This window comes from uncultured Faecalibacterium sp., assembly GCF_900066275.1.
GTDB lineage: Bacteria > Bacillota > Clostridia > Oscillospirales > Ruminococcaceae > Faecalibacterium > Faecalibacterium taiwanense.
Window position 1 is genome coordinate 19,373 of record NZ_FMFG01000012.1, and the last position, 21,582, is coordinate 40,954.

The window sequence follows — 21,582 nt, forward strand, 5'->3', positions numbered from 1 at the left end:
AATGTTACAGGATCACAGAATGTCCGGTGAAACCATAGATTGCCAGTGCCAGCACGCCGATATACACCAGCGTGATGGGCAGGCCGCGGAATGCTTCCGGGATGGCCTTGCTGCGCAGGCGGTGGCGGGCTTCCGTTACCAGCAGCACCGCCAGCACATAGCCAAGGCCGCTGCCAAGGCCAAAGCCAAGGCTCTGCCCCAGCGTAAAGCTCTGGGTGCGCTCCACCAGTACAGTGCCAAGCACACAGCTGTTCAGGCCCGCCAGCGGCACGATGCGCAGCAATGCGCTGCGGTGCGGCAGGCCCTTCGCCAGCCACAGCACGGCGTGCTCCAGAACGCACACCACGGCAATGCTGGCAATATACACCAGCGGGCGCAGCTGGGCACGGTTTGCCAGCGGCGCGATCCGGCTGCCGGCATACCACGCAAAGGGCGTTACCAGCACCTGCGTGATGCACAGCTGCATACCGAACAGCCAGCTGCTGGTGCGGTCATCGCCCACCAGCTGCACCAGACGCGAAACGCCCAGTGCACGGGTAAAGACGGCGTTCTGCGCGAACACCGCCAGCAGTGCATAGCTGAAGAACACTGCGCTTGTTGTTACAACATCTCTCATTGTTCGCGGTCCGCCTCCTTCTGGGAATGCACATCCACAAGGTTGCGTGCCTCTTTGGTGAGATATGCCTTGCGCTTTTGGGCCAGTGCACGCCATACGGCGCACAGCACGCCCAGCACGATAAAGCCGCCTGCCGGCATGCTTGCCATGGGCAGCACCGGGCGGCTGACAACCACACCGAACATGGTGCCTGCGGCCAGCCATTCACGGACGCAGCCCAGCAGCACCAGCAGCAAAGCATAGCCCACCGTGATGCGCAGGCCCTTGGAGACAGCCTTGCGCACCGTCTCCTGCACGCGGCCAAAGCGGTAGGTCAGCAGCGGCTCCACCGTGAGCATGGGCAGGTAGATGCCAAGGCTCAGCAGGCTGGTGCTGAACAGCATATTCAGGATGGGATACACCGCCAGATACACCACCGCCGTGCTGAAGCCGTACACCAGTGCACGGGGCAGCAGCTTTTTCTGCAGCGTTTCCGGGGCGGGATCCTCGTCGTGCAGGGGCACAAGGCGGCTCAGCAGACAGGCCAGCACGCGGGAGGGCACCAGCAGCAGCGCCACCGCCACCGCCAGCATCACCGCATTCTGGCCGCTGGTGGCAAGCACCACCAGCGGGGCAAGGCCCATGCCCTGCATGACCACCGGGTTATTCAGGAACACACGGTCGTGGTGGGCAAACTTGTTGGGATCTTTTACGATCAGTTCAGCCGTTGCGCGTCTCATTGTGCTGCCTCCTTTCCGGCATCTGCCTGCAGATGGGTCAGGTGATACAGCTTTGCCTCGGTGCGGTCGATCCATGCCGACACACTGTTGACCGCCAGCAGCGCAAAGCACACACCGGTCTCGTACACGCCATAGTAGCGGAAGCCCATGCTCACAACGCCCACCAGCACGCCGTACAGCACACGGCCCATGCGGTGGTGCACGCAGGTGTAAGGCTCGTTGATCAGAAACACCGCGCTGAACAGGATTGCGCCAGTCAGCAGCTCATCCCGCACACACTGCAGGCGGGGCAGGATATTTGACAGCACGGCACTGTCGGCAAGGCCCGCCTGCCGCGGGAAGAAGAACGCAATGACCGCACAGGTCACAAGAAAGCTGATCGATGCAGACATGTGGGCATCCTTCTGGGTCCACAAAAACAGGCCGCAGGCAAGGATCACCAGCGCAGCGCCGGTGCCCATGGGAGCCGCATATTCGCCCAGACCCAGCGCCAGCGAGCCGATGTTCAGCATGCCGCCGCTGCGCAGGGTGTCCTCAATGGCGCTGGAGACCGGCACCATGGAGGCGTCCCACAAAGGGATGTTCGTATAGGGCTGCGGATAGCGGAACACCTGTTCCGGCCATGACACTGCCGCCACCACATAGCCCACAGCAGCCGGGTTGAAGGGGTAGCTGCCGTAGCCGCCAAAGATCTCCTTGCCGATCAGCACACCGGCAAGCACTGCGGCGATCAGAACATAGATATCCACCGTCACCGGCATCAGCAGGGCAATGACGAGCGCAAAGCTCTCGTTGGAAAAGTCACTGCCCTGATACACGCGGCGGCGCAGCAGCGAAACGAGACGGTCGCACAGGTTGCCGGTAAGCACCGCAATGCCGCACAGCAGCAGCGGGCGCACACCGTACAGAAAACAGGCCATGCACAGCACCGGCACCGCCATAAAGCAGATATGCTTATAGTAGCGGCCGGTCTTCTGGAGCTGTGCCTCCTGCTCCCGGATCAAAGATTCATCCATAAATGGTTATCCTTTCAAAGGCTGGCGAGGTGCTGCACGGCTGCAGCAGGGTCTGCTGCGCCGAACACTGCACTGCCCGCCACCAGAATATCAGCGCCCGCTTCCACGCACTGGGGCGCGGTGGCATTGTCCACGCCGCCGTCCACTTCCAGCAGATAGTGTGCGCCGCGCGCTTCGCGCTCTGCCTTGAGCCAGCGCAGCTTGTCCAGCGCCGAGGGCATGAACTTCTGCCCGCCGAAGCCGGGCTCCACGCTCATCACCAGCACAAGATCCAGCTGGTCAAGATACGGTGCCAGCGCCTGCGGCTCGGTGCCGGGCTTGATGGTCAGCCCCACCTTGCAGCCCAGCGCCCGGACGGCATCGATGGTGGCCTGGATATCGTCCTCGCACTCAAGGTGGAAGTTGTACAGGGTGGCACCGGCTTTGATGAAGGCTTCCGCATACTGCAGCGGATGGCTGATCATCAGGTGCACATCATAAAAGGCATCCGGCAGATTTTTGTGCAGGCTCTTGAGCACCGGCACGCCAAAGCTGATGTTGGGCACAAAGTGGCCGTCCATCACGTCGTAATGCAGCATCTGTGCACCGGCATCCAGCACCATGCGGCAGTCTGCACCCAGTTTGCCAAAATCAGCGGAAAGGATCGAAGGACTTACGATTGCCATATTCTATCTTTACGCTCCGTTATTTTATAAGTTCTTATTCCCATTTGTCCCATTGCACTGGCGGTTTCAAACCGCAAAAACAGCATGGGCATGGTTATCTTTTAGTTTACATGAAAACGAGCAAAAAATCAAACCCGCCAATGGCTTTTTCACGGAAATGACGTATTTGGAAAGATCTGTCCATTTGCGAAGTAAACTCCCTCAGTCAAAGCCTGACGGCTTTGCCAGCTCCCTCGGAGAGGGAGCCTCTGGCACGCCCGGAAGATTTGCACTTTAACCGGAAGCTTTACCGCCATGCCAAGGGCCCCATCCCAGAGGGGGCTGGCATTGAGCGCAGCGAGATGACTGGGGGAGTTTCATCGGCGGCAAAGTTTCCCCACGCCAAAACAGCCAGACCGCCCCGGGTCCGGGGCCGTCTGGCTGGAAGTTCATTCTACGGGCTTCATGCTTGCAGGGTCTTCCACGGTGGGTTCACCGCCGGCTTCGTCCGGCAGGCGCTTCATGCCGCCGGGATTCGGGGCCACCGTGGGCAGGGTGAACACGAACCGGCACCACTCGCCCTGCTGGCTCTCCACCCGGATCTGCCCGCCGGAAAGGTTCACCAGCACCTTGCAGATGTTCAGGCCAAGGCCAGCGCCCCGGGCGTGCAGGCCGCGGGAGCGGTCCTCCTTGTAGAACCGCTGGAACACGTAGGGCAGCGCCTCCGGGCTGATGCCCTGACCGGAGTTCCAGATGGAGATCTCGGCCTCCGGGCCAAGCTTTTCCACCCCGAAGCGGATGGTGCCGCCCGCAGGCGTAAACTTGATGGCGTTGTCCAGCAGGTTATACACCACCTGATGGATCAGGTCGGGATCGGCGTAGACCAGCACCTTTTCGTCCATGGTCAGGCCGTCGATGTCGATCATGCCGTCGTTGATGCGCTGCTCTGCCGAGAGCGCCACGCCGGTGATGGTCTCCCAGATGTTGAACATCCGGGCATTCACCTGATATTCGCCGCTTTCCAGCTTGGAAAGATCCAGCATGTTCTGGATGAGCCGTGCCAGACGGCCCGTTTCCTCACTGACCAGCTGCAGGTAGTGGTTCTGCATATCCGGCGGGATGGTGCCGTCCAGAATGCCGTCCACAAAGCCCTTGATGGTGGTCATGGGGGTGCGCAGCTCGTGGGCGATGTTGCCCATGAACTGACCGCGGGAGTTGTCGTTCATCTGGATGTTGTCTGCCATGCGGTTGAAGGTGCGGGCAAGGTCGGCTGCCTCGCCTTCGCCTTCCACTCCCTCCACACGGACGGAAAGATCACCGCCGCCAAAGCGCTGGGCGGCATCCGTCACCTTCTGCAGCGGGTCGGTGAGCTGGCGCATCAGGATCTTGGTCAGGATGCTGGCACACAGCAGCATCACACAGGCCGACAGCAGGAAGTTGGACCAGAACTGCTGCTTGAACTGGGTCAGCTGCTCGCCGGAAGAGCACAGGAACAGGTAGCCGCTGGGCTGGCCGTTCTCATTGCGCATTTCGCTGACCGTGATGTAGCTTTTCCCGTCCAGCATGCCGCCCAGCGTGCCGAACACATGGTAGTAGTCCGCACCGGAAGCGTCGATCTTCTCCATCATTTCTTCCGGCACGGTCAGGCTCTCCAGCTTGTCCGGGCTGGAGGCGATCATCACCCGGCCGTCGTTGTCGGTAAAGAACAGATAGGCCTCTGCGCTCTCGCCGATGATCTCCAGCTTGGTGCTCAGTGCGTCCAGCTCATCGCCTTCCGGCAGCTCCGCCTGCTGGACCAGATACTGGGCCGTGCGCTGGGTGACGCCCACCACCTGATCCAGTGTTTCGTAGCGGTCCTTGGCGAAGTAGTTTTTGAACAGCACCCACTCCGAAGCGCCCATCAGCACGATGCCCAGCACCATCAGGGTGGACACCAGCGAGAAGAACGCCACCGAGATACTTTTGCGCATTACTGACGCACCTCGAACTTATAGCCCACGCCCCATACGGTCTTCAGCTCCCATTTGTCGGAAGCACCGGCCAGCTTCTCGCGCAGGCGCTTGACATGCACATCAATGGTGCGGCTGTCGCCGTAATACTCAAAGCCCCACACCTCGTCCAGCAGCTGGTCACGGGTGTAGACGCGGTTCGGATGGGAGGCCAGACAGTTCAGCAGTTCCAGCTCCTTGGGGGGAGCCTCCACCACCTTGCCCTTGACCCGCAGCTCATAGCTGTTCATGTCCAGACGCAGGTTGTCGAATTCGATCACGCCCTCGGTGCTCTCGGCAGCAGCCGTGGTGGTCTGGCAGCGGCGCAGCACCGCCTTGATACGGGCCACCACTTCCTTGGCATCAAAGGGCTTTACCATGTAATCGTCTGCACCCAGCTCCAAGCCCAGCACCTTATCAAAGGTCTCGCCCTTGGCCGTGAGCATCATCACCGGGGTGTTGCCCGCCTTGCGGATGCGGCGGCACACTTCCAGACCGTCCATCTTGGGCATCATCACGTCCAGCAGCACCATATCGGGCTTGACCTGATTGAACTTTTCCAGACCTTCTTCGCCATCGTTTGCCACCGTGACCTGATAGCCCTCCTTGGTCAGGTACAGCCGCAGCAGCTCGCAGATATTGGTATCGTCGTCCACAACGAGGATCTTTTCGTTGGCCATAATGATCTCCTCTCATTTTATCGGATGCCCGCCGGGCGGGCAGAGCAGCAAAGTATTCCACTTCTTATTATACGGAAGAGTTATGACAAAATAAAGAAGGATTTGTATGATTTTTTCACAATTCCGGCCCGGCCTTACTCGATCATCAGCCGGATGATCTCCTCATTGGTCTCCTTCATGCCGTCCTTGCCCAGACGGCCGATGCCCTTGATGGTGGTCTCGATGTCCTTCATCACGATGCCGTCGCCGCCCTTGAACTCCTGATGGCACTTGTACATGTTGTAGCCAAGCAAGGCCGCGTCCACCGAGGATGCGATCTTTGCCGCGCAGGAGGCCTTTGCGCCGTCGCACACGATGCCGGACACGATGGCCAGCGCATTGACCACCGTGTGGATGGCGGCCTGATAACCGTCGCCGCACAGATATACGATGCCCGCGCCAGCGCCCGCACCGGCGCTGACTGCGCCGCAGTAGGCGGACAGGGTGCCGATGCCGGTCTTTTCGTGGATGGCCACCAGATTGGAAATGATGAGGGCACGGTAAAGCTTTTCCTTGCCGCTGTGCAGCTCCTTGGCATATTCAATGAGCGGCACCGAGCAGGTGATGCCCTGATTGCCGCTGCCGGAGTTGATGATGACCGGCAGCTCACAGCCGTTCATGCGGGCATCCGAACCGGCGGCCGCCTTGGCCTTGGCCCGGATAGACACATCGTTGCCGTAGGTAGAAAGCAGCACCCGGCCGATGTTCGCGCCATAGTCGCCCAGAAGTCCCTCCTCTGCAATGGCGTTGTTGTAGCGGATCTGGCGTTCCAGCAGGTCCGCCACATCCTGCAGGTCGGCCGTCTCGGCAAAGTCCCAGATGTCCTTCATGTTCAGCAGGCTGCGGTCGGCCCGGCTGTCCCGCCGGGCCTCCTCGTTCAGCAGCGGCTTTTCGTAGAGCACCCGGCCATTCTTTTCGATCAGGCAGATGTTGGTGTGAAAATCCGCAATGCGCACCTTTGCGTAGGAATCCCCGCTGCGCTCGGTAACGATGATATCGAACACATGCCCCTGCTCGATGTGCTGGATGGAAATGGGCACCGTCTGCAGATAGTCCCGGATGGCAGCCTTCTTGTCCTCGCTGACCTCGGAGATGACTTCCAGCTCTCTGTCTGCCGAACCGGCAATGATGCCCGCTGCCACAGCGGCTTCCATGCCTTTCAGGTGGCCGGTGTTGGGCACGATGACGCTCTTCACATTCTTAATAATGCTGCCGCTCACCTGCAGCTGCACGCTTTCGGGCAGCATGCCCAGCACTTCGCGGGCTTTGGCTGCGGCATAAGCCAGCGCAATAGGCTCTGTGCAGCCCATTGCCGGGATGAGCTCCTCTTTTAATATTTCCACATACGCCTGATAGCGCGGATCGCTGCGTTCCATGACGGGTCCCTGCCTTTCCTGTCGATTCGATATTTACCAACAGGAATAGTATACTATAGAACCCGCGCAATGTAAAACAAATTCTTCCCCGCCCGCAGGGCCGGCTATTGCAAAGCGCAAACCGCAGAAGTAGAATAGGAGCATCCAAACCGATAAATCCATGGAGGGTCTTCCAATGATCGAAAAAGAAGTACAGGAGCTGCTGTCCTTCATTGACGGCAATCCTACCGCATACCACACCACTGCATCCGTCCGGAACATCCTGCTGAAGGAGGGCTTTTCCGAGCTGCTGGAGAGCCGCCGGTGGCAGCTGGAACCCGGCAGGAGCTATTTTGTCTGCCGCAACGGCTCCAGCATCCTTGCATTCCGCATGGGAGAACAGCTGGAAAACTACAGCTTCAACGTGGCCGCTGCCCACACGGATTCCCCCTGCTTCCGCATCAAGGAAAACGCCGAGATCCACATGGGCCGGAAGTACACCAAGCTGAACACCGAGGGCTACGGCGGCATGATCTGCTCCACATGGATGGACAGGCCGCTGTCGGTGGCAGGCCGCGTGCTGATAAAGGAAAACAATGCCATCACCTCCCGCCTGCTCACGCTGGACCGCGACCTGCTGATGATCCCCAGCGTGGCCATCCATATGAACCGCGAGGTCAACGACAAGGCTTCCTACAACAAGCAGGTGGATATGCTGCCCCTGCTGGGCGGTGCCGCCGAGGAAGGCGTGCTGAAAAAGCTGATCGCCGCCGAGCTGCAGGTCGCAGAAGACCAGATCCTTGGCAGCGACCTGTTCCTCTGCATCCGCGAAAAGGCCGCCGTCTGGGGCTGCAATGAGGAGTTCATCTCCTCCGGCCGTCTGGATGACCAGCAGTGCGTGTTCGGTATCCTGAAGGGTTTCCTGAAAGCACACAGCGCCCAGTCCATCAATGTTGCCGCCTTTTTCGACAACGAAGAAGTGGGTTCCGGCACCAAGCAGGGCGCGGCTTCCACCTTCCTGTACGACGTTCTGCACCGCATCGCGCAGAACGTCTGCCCCGGCGATGAGGACTTCCACCGTGCGGTGGCCTCCAGCTTCATGTTCAGCGCCGACAACGCCCACGCCGTGCACCCCAACCACCCGGAATATACCGATGTGAACAACTGCACCTACATGAACGAGGGCGTTGTGGTCAAGGTGCACGCCGGCCAGAAGTACACCAGCGACGGCATGAGCATGGCCGTTGCCAAAGAGCTTGCCGCCCGCGCCGGTGTCCCGCTGCAGTATTTTGCCAACCGTTCCGATAAGGTCGGCGGAAGCACTCTGGGCAACCTTGCCATGGCACAGGTATCCATGAACTGCGTGGACATCGGCCTGCCCCAGCTGGCCATGCACTCCTGCTACGAGACCGCCGGTGCCCGGGACATCGTTTCTCTCATCCGGCTGATGGAGGAATTCTACGCCAGCCACTTTGAAGAGACCGCATCCGGCACCCTTGCCATCTGCAAGTAAGACCCGTACAACCTGAATCATAAGGACTGCCCGTGGAAAAGCAGCACTGCTTTTCCACGGGCGGCTTTTCGTTTCCACTTAAGTGAGTATTGAGAAAAAACGTCCATTGTGCTACAATTATCCTGTTATAATATCGCTTTTTACCGCAGCGTAAAATCTTTTTCGCAAGGAGTATAATAAAATGAAATTAGGTATCGTCGGCCTGCCGAACGTCGGCAAGTCCACTCTGTTCAATGCCATCACCTCCACCAAGAACGCAGAAGCCGCAAACTATCCCTTCTGCACCATCGAGCCGAACAGCGGCATCGTAGCCGTGCCGGACAAGCGTCTGGACAAGCTGGCCGAGATCTGGCAGACCAATAAAAAGACCCCTGCCATCGTGGAGTTTGTGGATATCGCGGGTCTTGTGAAGGGCGCCAGCCAGGGTGCAGGCCTTGGCAACAAGTTCCTGGGCCACATCCGCGAGTGCGACGCCATTGTGCATGTGGTGCGCTGCTTTGACGATGACAACATCATCCATGTGGTGGAGGATGTTTCCAAGGCTGAGGCCGTGGACCCCATTGCCGACATCGACGCCATCGACTACGAGCTGATCCTGTCCGACCTTGAGGTGGTGCAGAACCGCGCAGGCCGCATGGCAAAGGCCGCCAAGAGCGGCAACAACAAGGGCGCTGCCGCCGAAGCCGCATGGCTGCAGCAGCTGGCCGACCACCTGAGCGCAGGCAAGCCTGCCCGCAGCTTCGATTTTGACGAGGGCGATGCCGAGCAGCAGACCGTGCTGCATGAAATGGGCCTGCTGAGCGCAAAGCCGGTGCTGTACGCCTGCAATGTGGGCGAGGACGACCTGATGGAGGGCATCGAAAACAACAAGTATGTCCCGCTGGTGGCCGCACGCGCCAAGGAAGAGGGCGCACGCTACATTCCCATCTGCGCCAAGACCGAGGAGGATATCGCCGACTACTCTCCCGAGGAAAAGAAGGCTTTTCTGGCTGAAATGGGCATTGAAGCCAGTGGTCTGGACAACCTCATCACTGCCAGCTATGATCTGCTGGGCCTGATCTCCTTCCTGACCGACGGCAAGAAGGAGTGCCGCGCATGGACCATCCGCAAGGGCACCAAAGCACCGCAGGCTGCCGGCAAGATCCACAGCGATTTCGAGCGCGGTTTCATCCGTGCCAGCGTCATTGGCTACAGCGATCTGGAAGCCAACAACTTCGATTACGCCGCCGTCAAGGCCAAGGGTCTGCAGCGCACCGAGGGCAAGGAATACGTTGTCAACGATGGCGATGTGATCGAGTTCCTGTTCAACGTTTAAAGGGAAACCCTCTCAGTCAAAACCCGACGGTTTTGACAGATTCCCCCTTTTGTCGCTGCGTGACATCTTCCCCCGGCCGGGGGAAGTCTTTCCTCTCAGGGGGAGCTCGATTGCAGCGAACCGGAAGAGCCATAAAAGCTCTCCCTTTGGGAGAGCTGGCATCGCGCAGCGATGACTGAGAGGGTTCGTTTCCCAGCCTTCCTGAATTAAAAAGAGTCATTCCCCTGAATATGGCCAGAGCGCACGCGTCGGCCATTTAAAATCGTAAAAGAGGTTTCCTATGATTTTCGGTATTATGGGCGCAATGCCCGATGAAGTCGATCAGCTGTGTGCAAAGCTGGAAAACGTCACCGTGGAGCCCTACGGCGGCGTGGATTACCACAAGGGCACGCTGGCCGGCAAACAGGTGGTGGTGTGCTGTGCCGGCATGGGCAAGGCCAATGCCGCCGCCACCACGCAGGTGCTCATCACAAAATTCGGCGCGGAGAAGATCATCTTTTCCGGCATCGCAGGCAATATGACCTCGAAGATCGGCATTGGTGATGTGGTCATCGGCAAGACCGTGCTGTACCACGACGCACAGCTGGACATGATCTGCCAGAACCCGCCGTTCCTCAAGGAATACACCGGCGACCCGGAGCTGATCGCTGCCGCCGAAAAAGCCTGCGCCGAAGCGGGTGTGAAGGCTCTGGTGGGCAAGATCGCCACCGGCGACCTGTTTGTAGGCGACAGCGAGACCAAGGCTGCCATTGAAGCCAAATGCGCCCCCGACTGCGTGGAGATGGAAGGTGCCGCTGTGAGCCAGATTGCCGCCAAGAACGGTGTGCCCTGCGTCATCCTGCGCGCCATGAGCGACAACGCTGACGAGGACGGCCACGAGGTGCTGGTGGTGAAAAAGTTCAGCATTGCGGAATATGTAGCCACCGCCACCAAGATCGTGGCAGCAATGGTGGAAGCACTGTAAAAAAGAACCCTCTCAGTCAATGCTTCGCATTGCCAGCTCCCCCGAAAGGGGGAGCTTTTGACATTCCGGAAACGTTTTCCGTTTTGCCAATGGCTCGCCCTTCGGGAGAGCTGGCGAACAAAGTGAGCCTGAGAGGGTTTTCTTTTATAAGAACTGTTCCAGCTTTACCCGGCTATCCTCCTGAAACTCCTGCAGTCTTTGGGCAAGGCGCTTTGCGCCGGGCGCGGCATTGGGGTAATCCTTCTGGGCCTTTACGCAGTCCACCACCCCCATGCCGCTGCCCTGTGTGAGCATCTCGGCCAGATTGCGGGTGGACTTGTCCGTGAGGGTCTTCATACTGATGCCCATTTTCGTGTTCAGCTTTGCCATGGCGCTCTGCCCCTGCGCGGTGCCGCCGCAGGCCTCGATGGCGGTGTGCGCTTCCTGATTGAGCTGGTGGTACACATTGCGCTGGCGCAGCAGCTCGGCCTTGAACTGCACATCGTCGGTCATCGGCACGATCTGTTCCAAGGTGTTCTTGCCCATCTCGGTATTCTGCACCACGGCTTCCAGCAGGTTCAGGTTGTCGTTCTTCTGGTTTTCCATACAAAAAATCCCCCTTCTGGCCTTAGTCTGCGCCAAAAGGGGGATTTTATACGCTGGTTTTATTCTGCACGCATCTGATCGCCGCCGGCGTTCTGTGCCTCCCGCAGGCGTGCGTCGCACAGCTCATACAATGCCTGCCAGTTCTTTGCAGGGACATCCTCAAGGCTCGCCACGCCGCAGCTCAGGGTAAAGGGCACCCGGCGCATCATGCCGGTGGTGGTGATGCATTCCCGGGGCATCTGCCGATACAGGTTCTGCATTTCCTCTGCCAGCTGCTTGCCGTCGGCATCCAGACAGCCCACCGCAAAGATGCTGCCGGTCAGGCGGCAGACCACGCGGACCGCAGGGGTATCAAAGCTCTTTTTCCACTGGTTGCCCACAAAGCAGTGCAGCTGGTCCATCACAGGCTGGCCGTAGGTATCCCGCAGCTTCTGGCCGTTGTCGATGCTCACCAGTGCCACAGCCGCTTTGCGGCCCTGCGCTGCACACTGTTCCAGCTTTTGGGCAAACACCGTTTCCAGATAGCGGCGGTTGTACACGCCGGTAAGGAAATCGTGGCTCATATCCTCGCGGCACAGTTCCCGCTCCCGGGGTGTCATGCGCTCTTCCGGCAGCACATTGCCTGCCAGCGGTGCGCACATTTCCAGCTCCCAGCATTTGCCGTCCGCTTCCACTCTGCGGTGCAGCACACAGTCCACACGGCCATTGCGCAGCTCGTAGTCCACCCGCAGGCCATCGTCCTGCCAGCCGTCACAAAGCGGTGCTTCGGTCAGGGTCACTGCCTCAAATACGGCCTGCGCTGAGCGCGCAAGTTCCCGCAGATCCTGCTCGGTACATTCTTTCTTCATGTAATTTTCCCCATCATCTGCGCACGCGGCGCTCCCGTATCCCGCGTGCAGTCACCTGTTCCCCATACGTTCAGGAACCATCTGCCGCATTATGCATCCCGCGCCCGCCCTGTTTCCGGAAATGCCGGGAACGCATCAGGCAAAGAAAAATGGCATAATGCCGCTTTAGCAACATTATACCATTCAGCTTCCGATTTTACCAGCAAAACGCACAATTTTCTGCCGGAGTTTTTACATTTTCGTCAAATTGCCAAGCTCCCGCCGCTCTGTGCCTTCTGTTTATACGCGGCAGTACACACTGCACTCGTCGTGGATGGTCTTGGCCAGTGCCTTGGCGGCAAAGCCGTCAGCGGCGCGCCATGCCCAGTTTCCGCCCAGCTTGCCGGGGGTATTCAGGTGTGCTTCCGCGCCCAGACCCAGCCAGTCGTACATGGGGATGATGGCCCGGTCAGCCACCGACCCCAGCGCTGCGCGCAGCAGAGCGATGCGGACATCATCGGTCCGGATGGCCGCCAGCTCCTTTGCGGTGGGCTTTACGCCGGTCAGGTGCAGGTAAGCGGCAGCGGCAGCCTTTTCCTTTTCGGAAGCGCCGTTCTCCCACCAGTCGGTCAGGGTGGTGTTATCGTGGGTGCCGGGATACACCACGCTGTTCTTGACGTGGTTGTGGGGCAGATACTCGCTGTCCCCGCCGCTGAAGGCGAACTGCAGCACCTTCATGCCCGGGAAGGTGCTGTCGGCCAGCAGCTTTCGCACGCTGGGGAACAGTTCACCCAGATCTTCGGCAATGATGGGCAGCTTGCCAAGGGCAGCTTCCAGCGCATCGAACAGCTCCATGCCGGGGCCGTTCTCCCACTTGCCGGTGCGGGCGGTGGTGCTGTCCGCCGGGATGGCCCAATAGGTATCGAAGCCGCGGAAGTGGTCGATGCGCAGCAGGTCGTAGATGCCCAGTGCGTGGCGCACCCGGCGCACCCACCACGCGTAGCCGGTCTTTTTGTGGTAGGCCCAGTTGTACAGCGGGTTGCCCCACAGCTGACCGTCGGCAGAGAAGTAATCCGGCGGGCAGCCCGCCACACGGGCAAAGCCGCCGTCGGCATCCAGCTCAAACAGCGCGCCGCCCACCCATGCATCCACCGAGTCGGCAGAGACATAGATGGGGATGTCGCCCAAAATCTGCACGTCCTTTTTGTTGGCGTAGGCCTTCACCGCCTGCCACTGGGCCGCAAACTTGTACTGCACGAACTTCCAGAAACCGATCTCCTCCTCGTTTTCGGCGGCAAAGGCAGCAAGGGCCTTCTTGTCGCGCAGGCGGTAGGGCTTGTCCCACTCCACCCAGTTCTTCATGCCGTTGGCCACTTTCAGGGCCATGTACAGGGCGTAGTCGTCCAGCCATTCCTCATTGGCGAGAGTAAAGGCATAATAATCATCCGGGAAGTAATAGCTGCAGCCGTGCAGCCCTGCGCACTGCTTGCGCCATGCGGCGTAGGCGGTGCGCAGGACTTTAAAGCGGCTCACATACAAAGTGCCGTAGTCCACCTCTTTGGGGTCTGTGCCCCATTTTTCGGCCTTGAGCTGGGCGGCGGTGAGCAGGCCTTCTTCCTTCAAAGCGTCGAGGTCGATAAAATAGGGGTTGCCCGCAAAGGCCGAGCAGCTCTGATAGGGGCTGTCACCGTAGCCGGTGGGACTGAGCGGCAGGATCTGCCAGATCTTCTGGCCCGCTTGTGCCAGAAAATCCACAAACTTGAATGCTTCCTTGCCAAAGCAGCCAATACCGTAAGGGCCGGGCAGGCTGGACACCGGCATCAGGATTCCACTTTCACGCATGCTATTACCTTCCTCATTTTTAACATTTTATGGGAATATCGTTGTTTCTTATCATAACATATCCGCAGACTATTTTCCACAGGCAAAAAACGTGGTATACTTATTTTTACGGGATAACCCTCTCAGGCGCTTCGCGCCAGCTCCCCCGAAGGGGGAGCTTCAGACGATGGCTTGGTGAGAGGCACCTTCAGCCCGGAAGTCTTATTTCCCCTCCAGAGAAAAAGCTCCCCTTTCGGGGGAGCTGGCATCGCGCAGCGATGACTGAGAGGGTTTTTGGAGGTACCATGCAGCGCACTGAAAAATACTTTGAACAGGACGCTTTCCGCACCCAGTGCGAGAGCATCATCCTTGCCGCAGAGCCGGACGAAAAGACCGGCGGCGGGCGCATTGCGCTGGACGGCACGGTGTTCTACCCGGAGGGCGGCGGTCAGCCTGCCGACCGGGGCACCCTGACCCTGCCGGACGGTGCCACGCTGAATGTGACCGATGTGCACGAGCGTGACGGCATCCTCTGGCACAGCGTGGACGCTCTGCCGGAAAGCGCTGTTCCCGGCACTGCCGTTTCCGGCTGCATCGACTGGGAATGGCGCTTTGACAAAATGCAGCAGCACACCGGTGAGCACATCCTTTCCGGCATCCTGCACCAGATGTTCGGGGCCGAGAACGTGGGCTTCCACATCGGTTCCGAGGCTGTGCGCATGGACACCAGCGTGCCCATTTCTGCCGAGGGCCTGCAGGCAGCCGAGCTTGCCGCCAACCGCATCGTGTGGCAGGATGTGCCGGTGCTGGTCAGCTACCCCACCCGGGAGGAGCTTGCCGCCCTTGTCTACCGCTCCAAAAAGGAGATCGAAGGGCAGGTGCGCATCGTGACCATTCCCGGTGCGGATGTCTGCGCCTGCTGCGGCACCCACACCCGCACCACCGGACAGGTGGGACAGATCAAAATTCTGGCCAGCGAGAACTACAAGGGCGGCGTGCGGCTGAGCGTGGTGTGCGGCCAGCGGGCATTGCTTGCTGCACAGGCTATGCGCCAGCGGCAGGCAGAGATCGGGGCACTGCTCTCGGCCAAAGCCGACCAGACCGCTGTGGCGGTGCATCGCGTCTACGATGAGTATACTGCGCTCAAGTTTACACACTTTGGTGTATGTTCTCAGCTGTTCGATGCACTTGCCCAGCTGGCAAACCCTGGTGAGGATGCCATCCGCACAGTGCCCGGCCTTGACCCGGACGGCCTGCACCGGCTGGCGGTGCGCCTGACCGAAGCCACCACCGGTCTCTGCGCCGCCCTGACCCCCACCGAAAAGGGCACCGGCTACTGCATCGCGCAGGCAGACGGCGATGTGCGCGCCCTGACCAAAGCCCTGAACGCCGCCCTGAACGGACGCGGCGGCGGCAAGCCCGGCATCTGTCAGGGCAGCTGCGCCGCTGCACCGGAACAGGTGGAGGAATTTTTGCGGGAGCAGAATTTGTAAGCATCCTCGCCCTCTCCGTCTTTGCTTCGCAAAGCCACCTCTCCCAAAGGGAGAGGCTTTGGCAGTACGGAAAGCCTTCCGGCTTTGCCAAGGGCTCCCCCTTTGGGGGAGCTGGCGCGTCAGCGCCTGAGAGGGCGAGCCACGTTAATTTTAAGGAGAACAACAAACTATGAGAATGCGTTTCAAACCCTATGCCCACGACGAGCTGATGGCAGCCGACTTCCATGTGCACGAGCCGCTGATCTGGGGCGGCAAGTGGCACGCCCAGTATGCCCGCCCGGAGCAGCCCTTTGTGCTGGAACTGGGCTGCGGCAAGGGCGGCTTCATCTCCCAGCTGGCCTGCGCCCACCCGGAAAACAACTATCTGGGCATCGATATCACCGATAAGGTGCTCATCCTCGCCAAGCGCAAGATCGAAGCCGCCTATCAGGCTGCGGGCCGCCCCATCGACAACGTGAAGATCATGAGCACCGACATCGAGCGCATCAAGGGGGTCATTACCGCCGAGGATACGGTCAGCCGCATCTACATCAACTTCTGCAATCCGTGGAGCAAGAACGGCTCTTCCCACAAGCACCGTCTCACCTACCCGCGCCAGCTCATCAACTACCGCGAGTTCCTCAAGGACGGCGGCGAGATCTACTTCAAGACCGACGACGATGATCTGTTCCGCGACAGTCTGGAATACTTCCCCGCTTCCGGCTACGACATCGAGTGGATGACCTTTGACCTCCATGAGAACGAGCCGGAGTGGAACATCCGCACCGAACACGAGGGCATGTTCACCGAAATGGGCATCAAGATCAAGGCCCTGATCGCCCGCAAGGACCCGGACCCTGCCAGCGTGACCTGGATCGAGCCGAAGATCCTCAAGCGTCAGGCCCGCGAAGCGGCCGAGGCTGCTGCCAAGGCTGCACAGGAAGGCGAAGGCAATGAATGACCCCTGCGAGATCTGCCTGAACAATGTGCAGGACGAGTACGGCAGCTGGTACTGTGCTCAGGGCAGCTGTCTGGACGAGGACGAGATGGCCCGCTATCTTTCCTGCAGCACGGCTGCCTGCCCGTTCTTTGAGCCGGGCGATGAATACAAGATCGTACAAAAACAGAACTGACCTGCACAGCAGCATGATTCTCACAGGAGGTGTTTTATGCTCAACTTTCTCACGACCACCACAGTATGCGGCTTTTCGCTGTATCATGTGCTGGCCTTCTTCCTCATTTATTCCTGCACCGGCTGGTGTCTGGAGGTCATCTTTGCCGCCGCCACCACCGGTCAGCTGGTGAACCGCGGCTTTCTCAACGGCCCGGTGTGCCCCATTTACGGCTTCGGCATGGTCATCGTGCTGTTCACCCTGACCCCTTTGCAGGACAGCGTCCTGCTGCTGTACATCGGCGGTGTCATCCTGCCCAGTGCGCTGGAACTGGTAGGCGGCTGGGCACTGTATAAGCTCTATCACACCCGCTGGTGGGACTACAGCGACTTTCCCTTCAACATCGGCGGCTACATCTGTCTGGAATTCAGCCTGCTGTGGGGCGTGGGCACGCTGGTGGTCATGCGCATCGTCCACCCGGTCGTCGCCGGTCTTGTGGATATGGTCCCGCCCTTTGTGGGCTTTGTCGTTATGTGTGTGCTCTATGCAGTCTACGCGGCAGACGTAGTCGTTACGGCCTTTGCCGCCTCCGGTCTGGCCAAGACGCTGGATGCCATGGAGCAGCTGGCTGACAGTATCCATGCCGTCAGCGATGCCATGACCCAGCTGCTGGGCACCACCACCCTGAACGCCGACCAGAAGCTGGACGAGCAGCGCCTGCAGCTCAAGCTTGCTGCCGCCGAGGCCCGCGAAGCCGCACCGGAAAAGCGCGCCCTTCGTGAAACGCTGGCCGCCGTCCGTGCCAAGGCCGAAGAGGCCCGCGAGGCCGCAAAGCGTGCTTCCGAGATCGCCAAGCTCAACACGGCCGAAGCCGCCAAGGCTGCACAGCTGGCCGCCAAGGGCACGATGGAGCGCGCTGCCGAGCTGCTGCGTCTGGAACAGCTGGCCGAGGAGCTGCAGGCCCGCAGCGATGAAATGCAGGCCCAGCTGCTGCGCACCCCCCGCATCGTTGGCCCGCGCCGCATGCTGCGCGCCTTCCCCGGCCTGAAGCATGGCGTAAAAAAGACCACCCTCAAGGCCCTGCGCCTTGGTCTTGCCCGCCGGGAAAGCCCCGAAGAAGAACCGAAGAAAAACGGCTCCGACACCCGCAAGGATGCCTGAGACCGCTGCCCAAAAGACCGCTGCACAGGAATGCAGCGGTCTTTTTATGCCCCGCCTTCCGGACCCGTCCGGCGTTCCGTTCTTTTTTGCCGCAATGTCGCAATGTTTTAAATATCTATTTTCAAAGGTTTAAAATCGTGCTATACTGTTTTATAAAATGCCATATTTTGTCGAAAACATCCAACAGCGAGGGATTTATCATGTCCGAAGAACTGAAGTTGAATGAAAATGTCGGCGCACCGCAACCCGATGCACTTGCACAGATCGCATCGGTAGACCCCAGCCCGGCCGTAGGCGGTATGCACCCCTTTACTCCGGCCATGCTCAGCCGTCTCAAGAAGCAGCGTCAGCTGCTGAGCGAGCTGGAGCACGCCCTGAAAAATCACGAGTTCTGCTTCTTTCTGCAGCCCAAGTGCAACAGCATGACCCGCGCCATCGTGGGCATGGAAGCACTGGTGCGCTGGAACCACCCCACCCGCGGCTGCGTGCCCCCGTCTGAGTTCATGCCCCTGCTGGAAAGCACCGGCCTTGTGACCCAGCTGGATCAGTACATCTGGGAGTCTGTCTGCAAGACCCTGCACAAGTGGCAGGAGAGCGGCAGCAATCTTGTGCCTGTATCTGTAAACGTTTCTGTGGTGGATATCGTCAATCTGGACGTGCCGCAGATCTTCTCCAACCTTGTGGAAAAGTATCAGCTGGAGCCCAAGCTCCTGCTGGCCGAGATCACCGAGACTATGCTGGCCGAAAACGCTTCTCTGGTGGAAAACACCATCCAGGGCCTGCACCGCAAAGGTTTCTCTGTGATGATGGACGACTTTGGCAGCGGCTATTCTTCGCTGAATATGCTCAAGGACACCAACGTGGATGCCATCAAGCTGGACATGAAGCTCATCGACATGAACCAGCAAAACCGCAGCAAGGGCGTGCAGATCGTGGAATCGGTGGTGGATATGGCCCACCGCCTGAATCTGCCCATCATCGCCGAGGGCGTGGAAACGCCGGAGCAGGTCTCCATGCTGCAGGCCGCCGACTGCCTGTATACGCAGGGCTATTATTTCTACAAGCCCATGCCGGTGGAGAATGCCGAGGCCCTGCTGGCCCAGCCCAACAGCGAGGATTACTGGGATATGCGCCGCGACCTGATGCGCCGCGACCTGATGCGCCATGACCGCCGGGTCCCCGTCTCCGACAGTGAGCAGACCGCACTGGCACTGCAGGCCTACCAGATCTTTGCGGATAATGTGCTGGAGCTTTCCCTGCTGAATCTTTCCACCGGCGAATACCGGGTCATCAAGCGGGATCCGCGCCTGCCCGGTGCGGGTTCGGACACTGAGGAGGACTTTGCCGCTTACTGTGAGCGCATGGTGACGAACAAGGTGATCCACCCGGACGACGCGGAGATGTTCACCGACCAGACCGATCTGGAGACCCTGCGCTCCGCTGTTTTCAGCACCCAGCAGCCGGAGGCCTACCGCTTCCGCAAAAACGTGTCCGGCCAGTTCGTGTGGATCACCATGGAGTTTCTGCCCTGCCGCAACTGCTGCGCCCAGAACCCATGGGCCACCGTGGTGGTGCGTGAGGATGCACAGGCCGACCATCTCAGCGAGGAGCTGGACTTCTCCTACAGCCACGACACCCTGACTGGCCTGCTGAACCGCAGCCTCTTCGAGACCGATCTGCGGACGCTGCAGTCCAGCGAATACGACTCCATGGTGTGCACCTACATCGATGTGGTGGGCCTGCACGAGATCAACAACCATCTGGGCCACCGCAGCGGCGATGCCATGCTCTGCTTCATTGCCAATGCGGCCCGCAAGTTCTTTGTTTCCAGCCGCATCTACCGCATCGGAGGTGACGAATTCGTGATCTTCACCCCGAACCAGCCGCCCTACAGCGTGTGGGTGGCTGTGGACAAGATGCGTGCTTTCCTGCGCGCGAAGGAATATGAGATCTCGGTGGGCATCCAGAGCACCAACAACCTGCACCGGCTGGACGATGCCATGAATCAGGCCGAAGCTGCCATGCGGCAGGACAAGCAGGCCTATTATGCCCGCAACGGCCAGGAGCGCCAGCTGCGCGGCCTGAACGAGAAGCTGGAGCGGACCCTGACCGAAAAGCGGGATGCCGAGCATTTCCTGCGGGTCCTTGCCCCCAAGTACAAGAGCGTGTTCGTTGTGGATCTGAAGACCGACCGTATGCGCGGCGTGATCGTCCCGGACTATTTCCAGAAAATTCTGGACACCTCCGGCGGCTCTTTCCTCGCCGTTCTGCAGCAGTACCGTGATACGCAGGTGCAGCCCGCCTACCGCGAGAGTCTGGCGGGCCTGCTGGACTACAACTATATCCGCAGCAAGGTCCTGACCGGCGACATCGTGGAGCACACCTATAAAAAGACCGACGACACCACCTTCCGCGTCAAGGTGACACCCTACTCCAGGAGTGGCTCTCATATCGATGAAACGCTCTGGATCTTCTCGGATGAAGGGGCATCCCTTACCCCTTCCCAGACAAAATAAGTGATTAAACGTTAAAAAAATCGGAAACGACTGCGGTCGTTTCCGATTTTTGTTTTTACAGAAAAGTTGTGCCGGGTGCCCAGAGCCAAGCGGAGGGCATTTTAAATGGTCAGGCCCACAGATTTTCCGGGTACTGGCCCTCTGCCGTTTTGCGGGCGATGGCTTCCACCACCAGCGGCTTGTCCTCACGGTAGGTAACGCCGTACCATTTATCCGTGCTGCGCAGCACCTGAATTTTTGCCTTGCCCTCTTCGATCAGCTCCGTGACCACCAGCGGCAGGAAATACTCACACTTGAGCGGGTTTTTAGGCAGATTTTCGGTCAGCCAGCCCGCAAAGCGCTGCTCGGCTTCGTCCAGAAAGCTTTTGCCAAAGCCCCACAGGTTCATGCTCACCGGGGTATCGCCGGGCAGATCGGTCCAGCTTGCGCCGCCGTCCTCGGTGAAGTGTACGCCGTTTTCGTACGTTTCAATGCGGGTGCGTTCGGTCACACTGTGCAGGGTGCCGTCGGGGTCGGTTACGCACACGCCGCGGGCCACGCTGCCGTTCTCGGAGACAGTGTTCCGGAGCAGATAGCTTACCATGCAGTAGTCGTAATAGCTGCCGTCCTCGTGGGTGGACAGGTAATCATACATCACCCGGAAGGCCTCCGGGCCGTAATAATCATCGGCATTGATGACCGCAAACGGGCCGTCGATGAGGTCCTTTGCCGCCAGAACGGCGTGGCAGGTGCCCCAGGGCTTGACACGGCCCTCCGGAACGGCAAAGCCTGCGGGCAGCTCATCCAGCTGCTGGAAGGCGTATTTCACGTTCATGGCCTTGGATACACGCTCGCCGATGGCTGCCTTGAAAGCATCCTCGATCTCATGCTTGATAACAAAGATCACCGTCTCAAAGCCTGCGCGGCGGGCATCGTAAAGGGAATAATCCACGATCACCTGACCGTTCGGCCCCACCGGGTCGATCTGCTTCATGCCGCCGTAACGGCTGCCCATGCCAGCCGCCATGACCACCAGTACCGGTTTGTTCATATAAGGTTCCTCCCGTATCTGAGCCGCAGCCGCGGCAGAATATTTATTGTCTCATTATACTCCATTTTGGACAGAAAAACAATTTGAAATGGCTCCGCCTCAGGGAAATCAATTTTTGCAGCTTGATCCGGATTAAAAGCGCCGTGCCAGCTCTCGGGTGACTGACCCTCTCAGTCATCTCGCTTTGCTCAATGCCAGCTCCCCCTTTC

At 59.5% G+C, this 21,582-nt stretch carries 19 protein-coding genes; 8 read left to right on the top strand and 11 right to left on the bottom strand.

Annotated features, from left to right (window positions below; genetic code table 11):
- Positions 1 to 4: 4 nt before the first annotated feature.
- From QZL71_RS06095 to QZL71_RS06125, 7 genes are all read right to left on the bottom strand, one after another.
- The gene (locus tag QZL71_RS06095; protein WP_005938298.1) at positions 5 to 616 is read right to left on the bottom strand and encodes an Rnf-Nqr domain containing protein; all 612 of its coding nucleotides are present in this window, start codon (positions 614 to 616) and stop codon (positions 5 to 7) included.
- Positions 613 to 1,335 carry an Rnf-Nqr domain containing protein gene (locus QZL71_RS06100; protein WP_120081332.1) on the bottom strand — a complete coding sequence of 241 codons (723 nt, stop codon included), beginning with the start codon at positions 1,333 to 1,335 and terminating at the stop codon, positions 613 to 615. The genes QZL71_RS06095 and QZL71_RS06100 overlap by 4 nt, the downstream gene beginning before the upstream one ends.
- The gene (locus QZL71_RS06105; RefSeq protein ID WP_154256412.1) at positions 1,332 to 2,351 is read right to left on the bottom strand and encodes an RnfABCDGE type electron transport complex subunit D; all 1,020 of its coding nucleotides are present in this window, start codon (positions 2,349 to 2,351) and stop codon (positions 1,332 to 1,334) included. Before QZL71_RS06105 ends, QZL71_RS06100 begins: the two co-directional genes overlap by 4 nt.
- Positions 2,352 to 2,365: 14 nt before the next feature.
- Positions 2,366 to 3,016: a ribulose-phosphate 3-epimerase gene (gene rpe / locus QZL71_RS06110; protein WP_097774165.1), complete on the bottom strand. Its 651-nt coding sequence runs from the start codon at positions 3,014 to 3,016 to the stop codon at positions 2,366 to 2,368.
- Positions 3,017 to 3,444: 428 nt separating this feature from the next.
- Positions 3,445 to 4,965 carry a sensor histidine kinase gene (locus QZL71_RS06115; protein ID WP_294648287.1) on the bottom strand — a complete coding sequence of 507 codons (1,521 nt, stop codon included), beginning with the start codon at positions 4,963 to 4,965 and terminating at the stop codon, positions 3,445 to 3,447.
- Positions 4,965 to 5,663, bottom strand: coding sequence for a response regulator transcription factor (locus QZL71_RS06120; RefSeq protein ID WP_005938284.1), 699 nt, complete (start codon positions 5,661 to 5,663; stop codon positions 4,965 to 4,967). Before QZL71_RS06120 ends, QZL71_RS06115 begins: the two co-directional genes overlap by 1 nt.
- 134 nt (positions 5,664 to 5,797) lie before the next feature.
- Positions 5,798 to 7,078 carry an L-cysteine desulfidase family protein gene (locus QZL71_RS06125; RefSeq protein ID WP_294648288.1) on the bottom strand — a complete coding sequence of 427 codons (1,281 nt, stop codon included), beginning with the start codon at positions 7,076 to 7,078 and terminating at the stop codon, positions 5,798 to 5,800.
- A gap of 175 nt (positions 7,079 to 7,253) precedes the next feature.
- On the opposite strand from QZL71_RS06125, the gene QZL71_RS06130 reads away from it, so the two are divergent.
- From QZL71_RS06130 to QZL71_RS06140, 3 genes are all read left to right on the top strand, one after another.
- Positions 7,254 to 8,570, top strand: a complete 1,317-nt coding sequence (locus QZL71_RS06130) for a M18 family aminopeptidase (protein ID WP_294648289.1) — start codon at positions 7,254 to 7,256, stop codon at positions 8,568 to 8,570.
- A 181-nt stretch (positions 8,571 to 8,751) separates the two neighbouring features.
- Positions 8,752 to 9,885: a redox-regulated ATPase YchF gene (gene ychF, locus QZL71_RS06135; RefSeq protein ID WP_097777075.1), complete on the top strand. Its 1,134-nt coding sequence runs from the start codon at positions 8,752 to 8,754 to the stop codon at positions 9,883 to 9,885.
- A 280-nt stretch (positions 9,886 to 10,165) separates the two neighbouring features.
- Positions 10,166 to 10,849, top strand: a complete 684-nt coding sequence (locus QZL71_RS06140; protein ID WP_097774171.1) for a 5'-methylthioadenosine/adenosylhomocysteine nucleosidase — start codon at positions 10,166 to 10,168, stop codon at positions 10,847 to 10,849.
- 144 nt (positions 10,850 to 10,993) lie between these two features.
- Here the strand turns inward: QZL71_RS06140 and QZL71_RS06145 are convergent, their stop codons facing one another.
- From QZL71_RS06145 to malQ, 3 genes are all read right to left on the bottom strand, one after another.
- The gene (locus QZL71_RS06145; RefSeq protein ID WP_044953312.1) at positions 10,994 to 11,434 is read right to left on the bottom strand and encodes a hypothetical protein; all 441 of its coding nucleotides are present in this window, start codon (positions 11,432 to 11,434) and stop codon (positions 10,994 to 10,996) included.
- 59 nt (positions 11,435 to 11,493) lie between these two features.
- Positions 11,494 to 12,282 (bottom strand): GGDEF domain-containing protein, encoded by a 789-nt coding sequence (locus QZL71_RS06150; RefSeq protein ID WP_294648290.1) that lies wholly within the window; start codon positions 12,280 to 12,282, stop codon positions 11,494 to 11,496.
- 279 nt (positions 12,283 to 12,561) lie between these two features.
- A complete protein-coding gene (gene malQ, locus QZL71_RS06155; protein ID WP_005938260.1) occupies positions 12,562 to 14,103 on the bottom strand; it encodes a 4-alpha-glucanotransferase in 1,542 nt (513 codons plus the stop codon).
- A 284-nt stretch (positions 14,104 to 14,387) separates the two neighbouring features.
- On the opposite strand from malQ, the gene QZL71_RS06160 reads away from it, so the two are divergent.
- The 5 genes from QZL71_RS06160 (at position 14,388) to QZL71_RS06180 (ending at position 20,343) form a co-directional block, all read left to right on the top strand.
- Complete coding sequence (locus QZL71_RS06160) at positions 14,388 to 15,575, top strand: alanyl-tRNA editing protein (RefSeq protein ID WP_294648291.1); 1,188 nt, start codon at positions 14,388 to 14,390, stop codon at positions 15,573 to 15,575.
- A 169-nt stretch (positions 15,576 to 15,744) separates the two neighbouring features.
- Positions 15,745 to 16,515 (top strand): tRNA (guanosine(46)-N7)-methyltransferase TrmB, encoded by a 771-nt coding sequence (gene trmB, locus QZL71_RS06165; RefSeq protein WP_294648292.1) that lies wholly within the window; start codon positions 15,745 to 15,747, stop codon positions 16,513 to 16,515.
- Positions 16,508 to 16,687, top strand: coding sequence for a DUF6472 family protein (locus tag QZL71_RS06170; protein WP_005938246.1), 180 nt, complete (start codon positions 16,508 to 16,510; stop codon positions 16,685 to 16,687). The genes trmB and QZL71_RS06170 overlap by 8 nt, the downstream gene beginning before the upstream one ends.
- A 36-nt stretch (positions 16,688 to 16,723) precedes the next feature.
- Positions 16,724 to 17,827: a putative ABC transporter permease gene (locus QZL71_RS06175; protein WP_294648293.1), complete on the top strand. Its 1,104-nt coding sequence runs from the start codon at positions 16,724 to 16,726 to the stop codon at positions 17,825 to 17,827.
- Positions 17,828 to 18,027: 200 nt separating this feature from the next.
- Entirely contained in the window at positions 18,028 to 20,343 is a 2,316-nt protein-coding gene (locus QZL71_RS06180) for a GGDEF domain-containing protein (protein ID WP_294648294.1), read from the top strand.
- Between the two features lie 109 nt (positions 20,344 to 20,452).
- On the opposite strand, the gene QZL71_RS06185 is transcribed toward QZL71_RS06180, so the two are convergent.
- Positions 20,453 to 21,373, bottom strand: coding sequence for a nucleotidyltransferase family protein (locus QZL71_RS06185; protein ID WP_005938365.1), 921 nt, complete (start codon positions 21,371 to 21,373; stop codon positions 20,453 to 20,455).
- Positions 21,374 to 21,582: the final 209 nt, after the last annotated feature.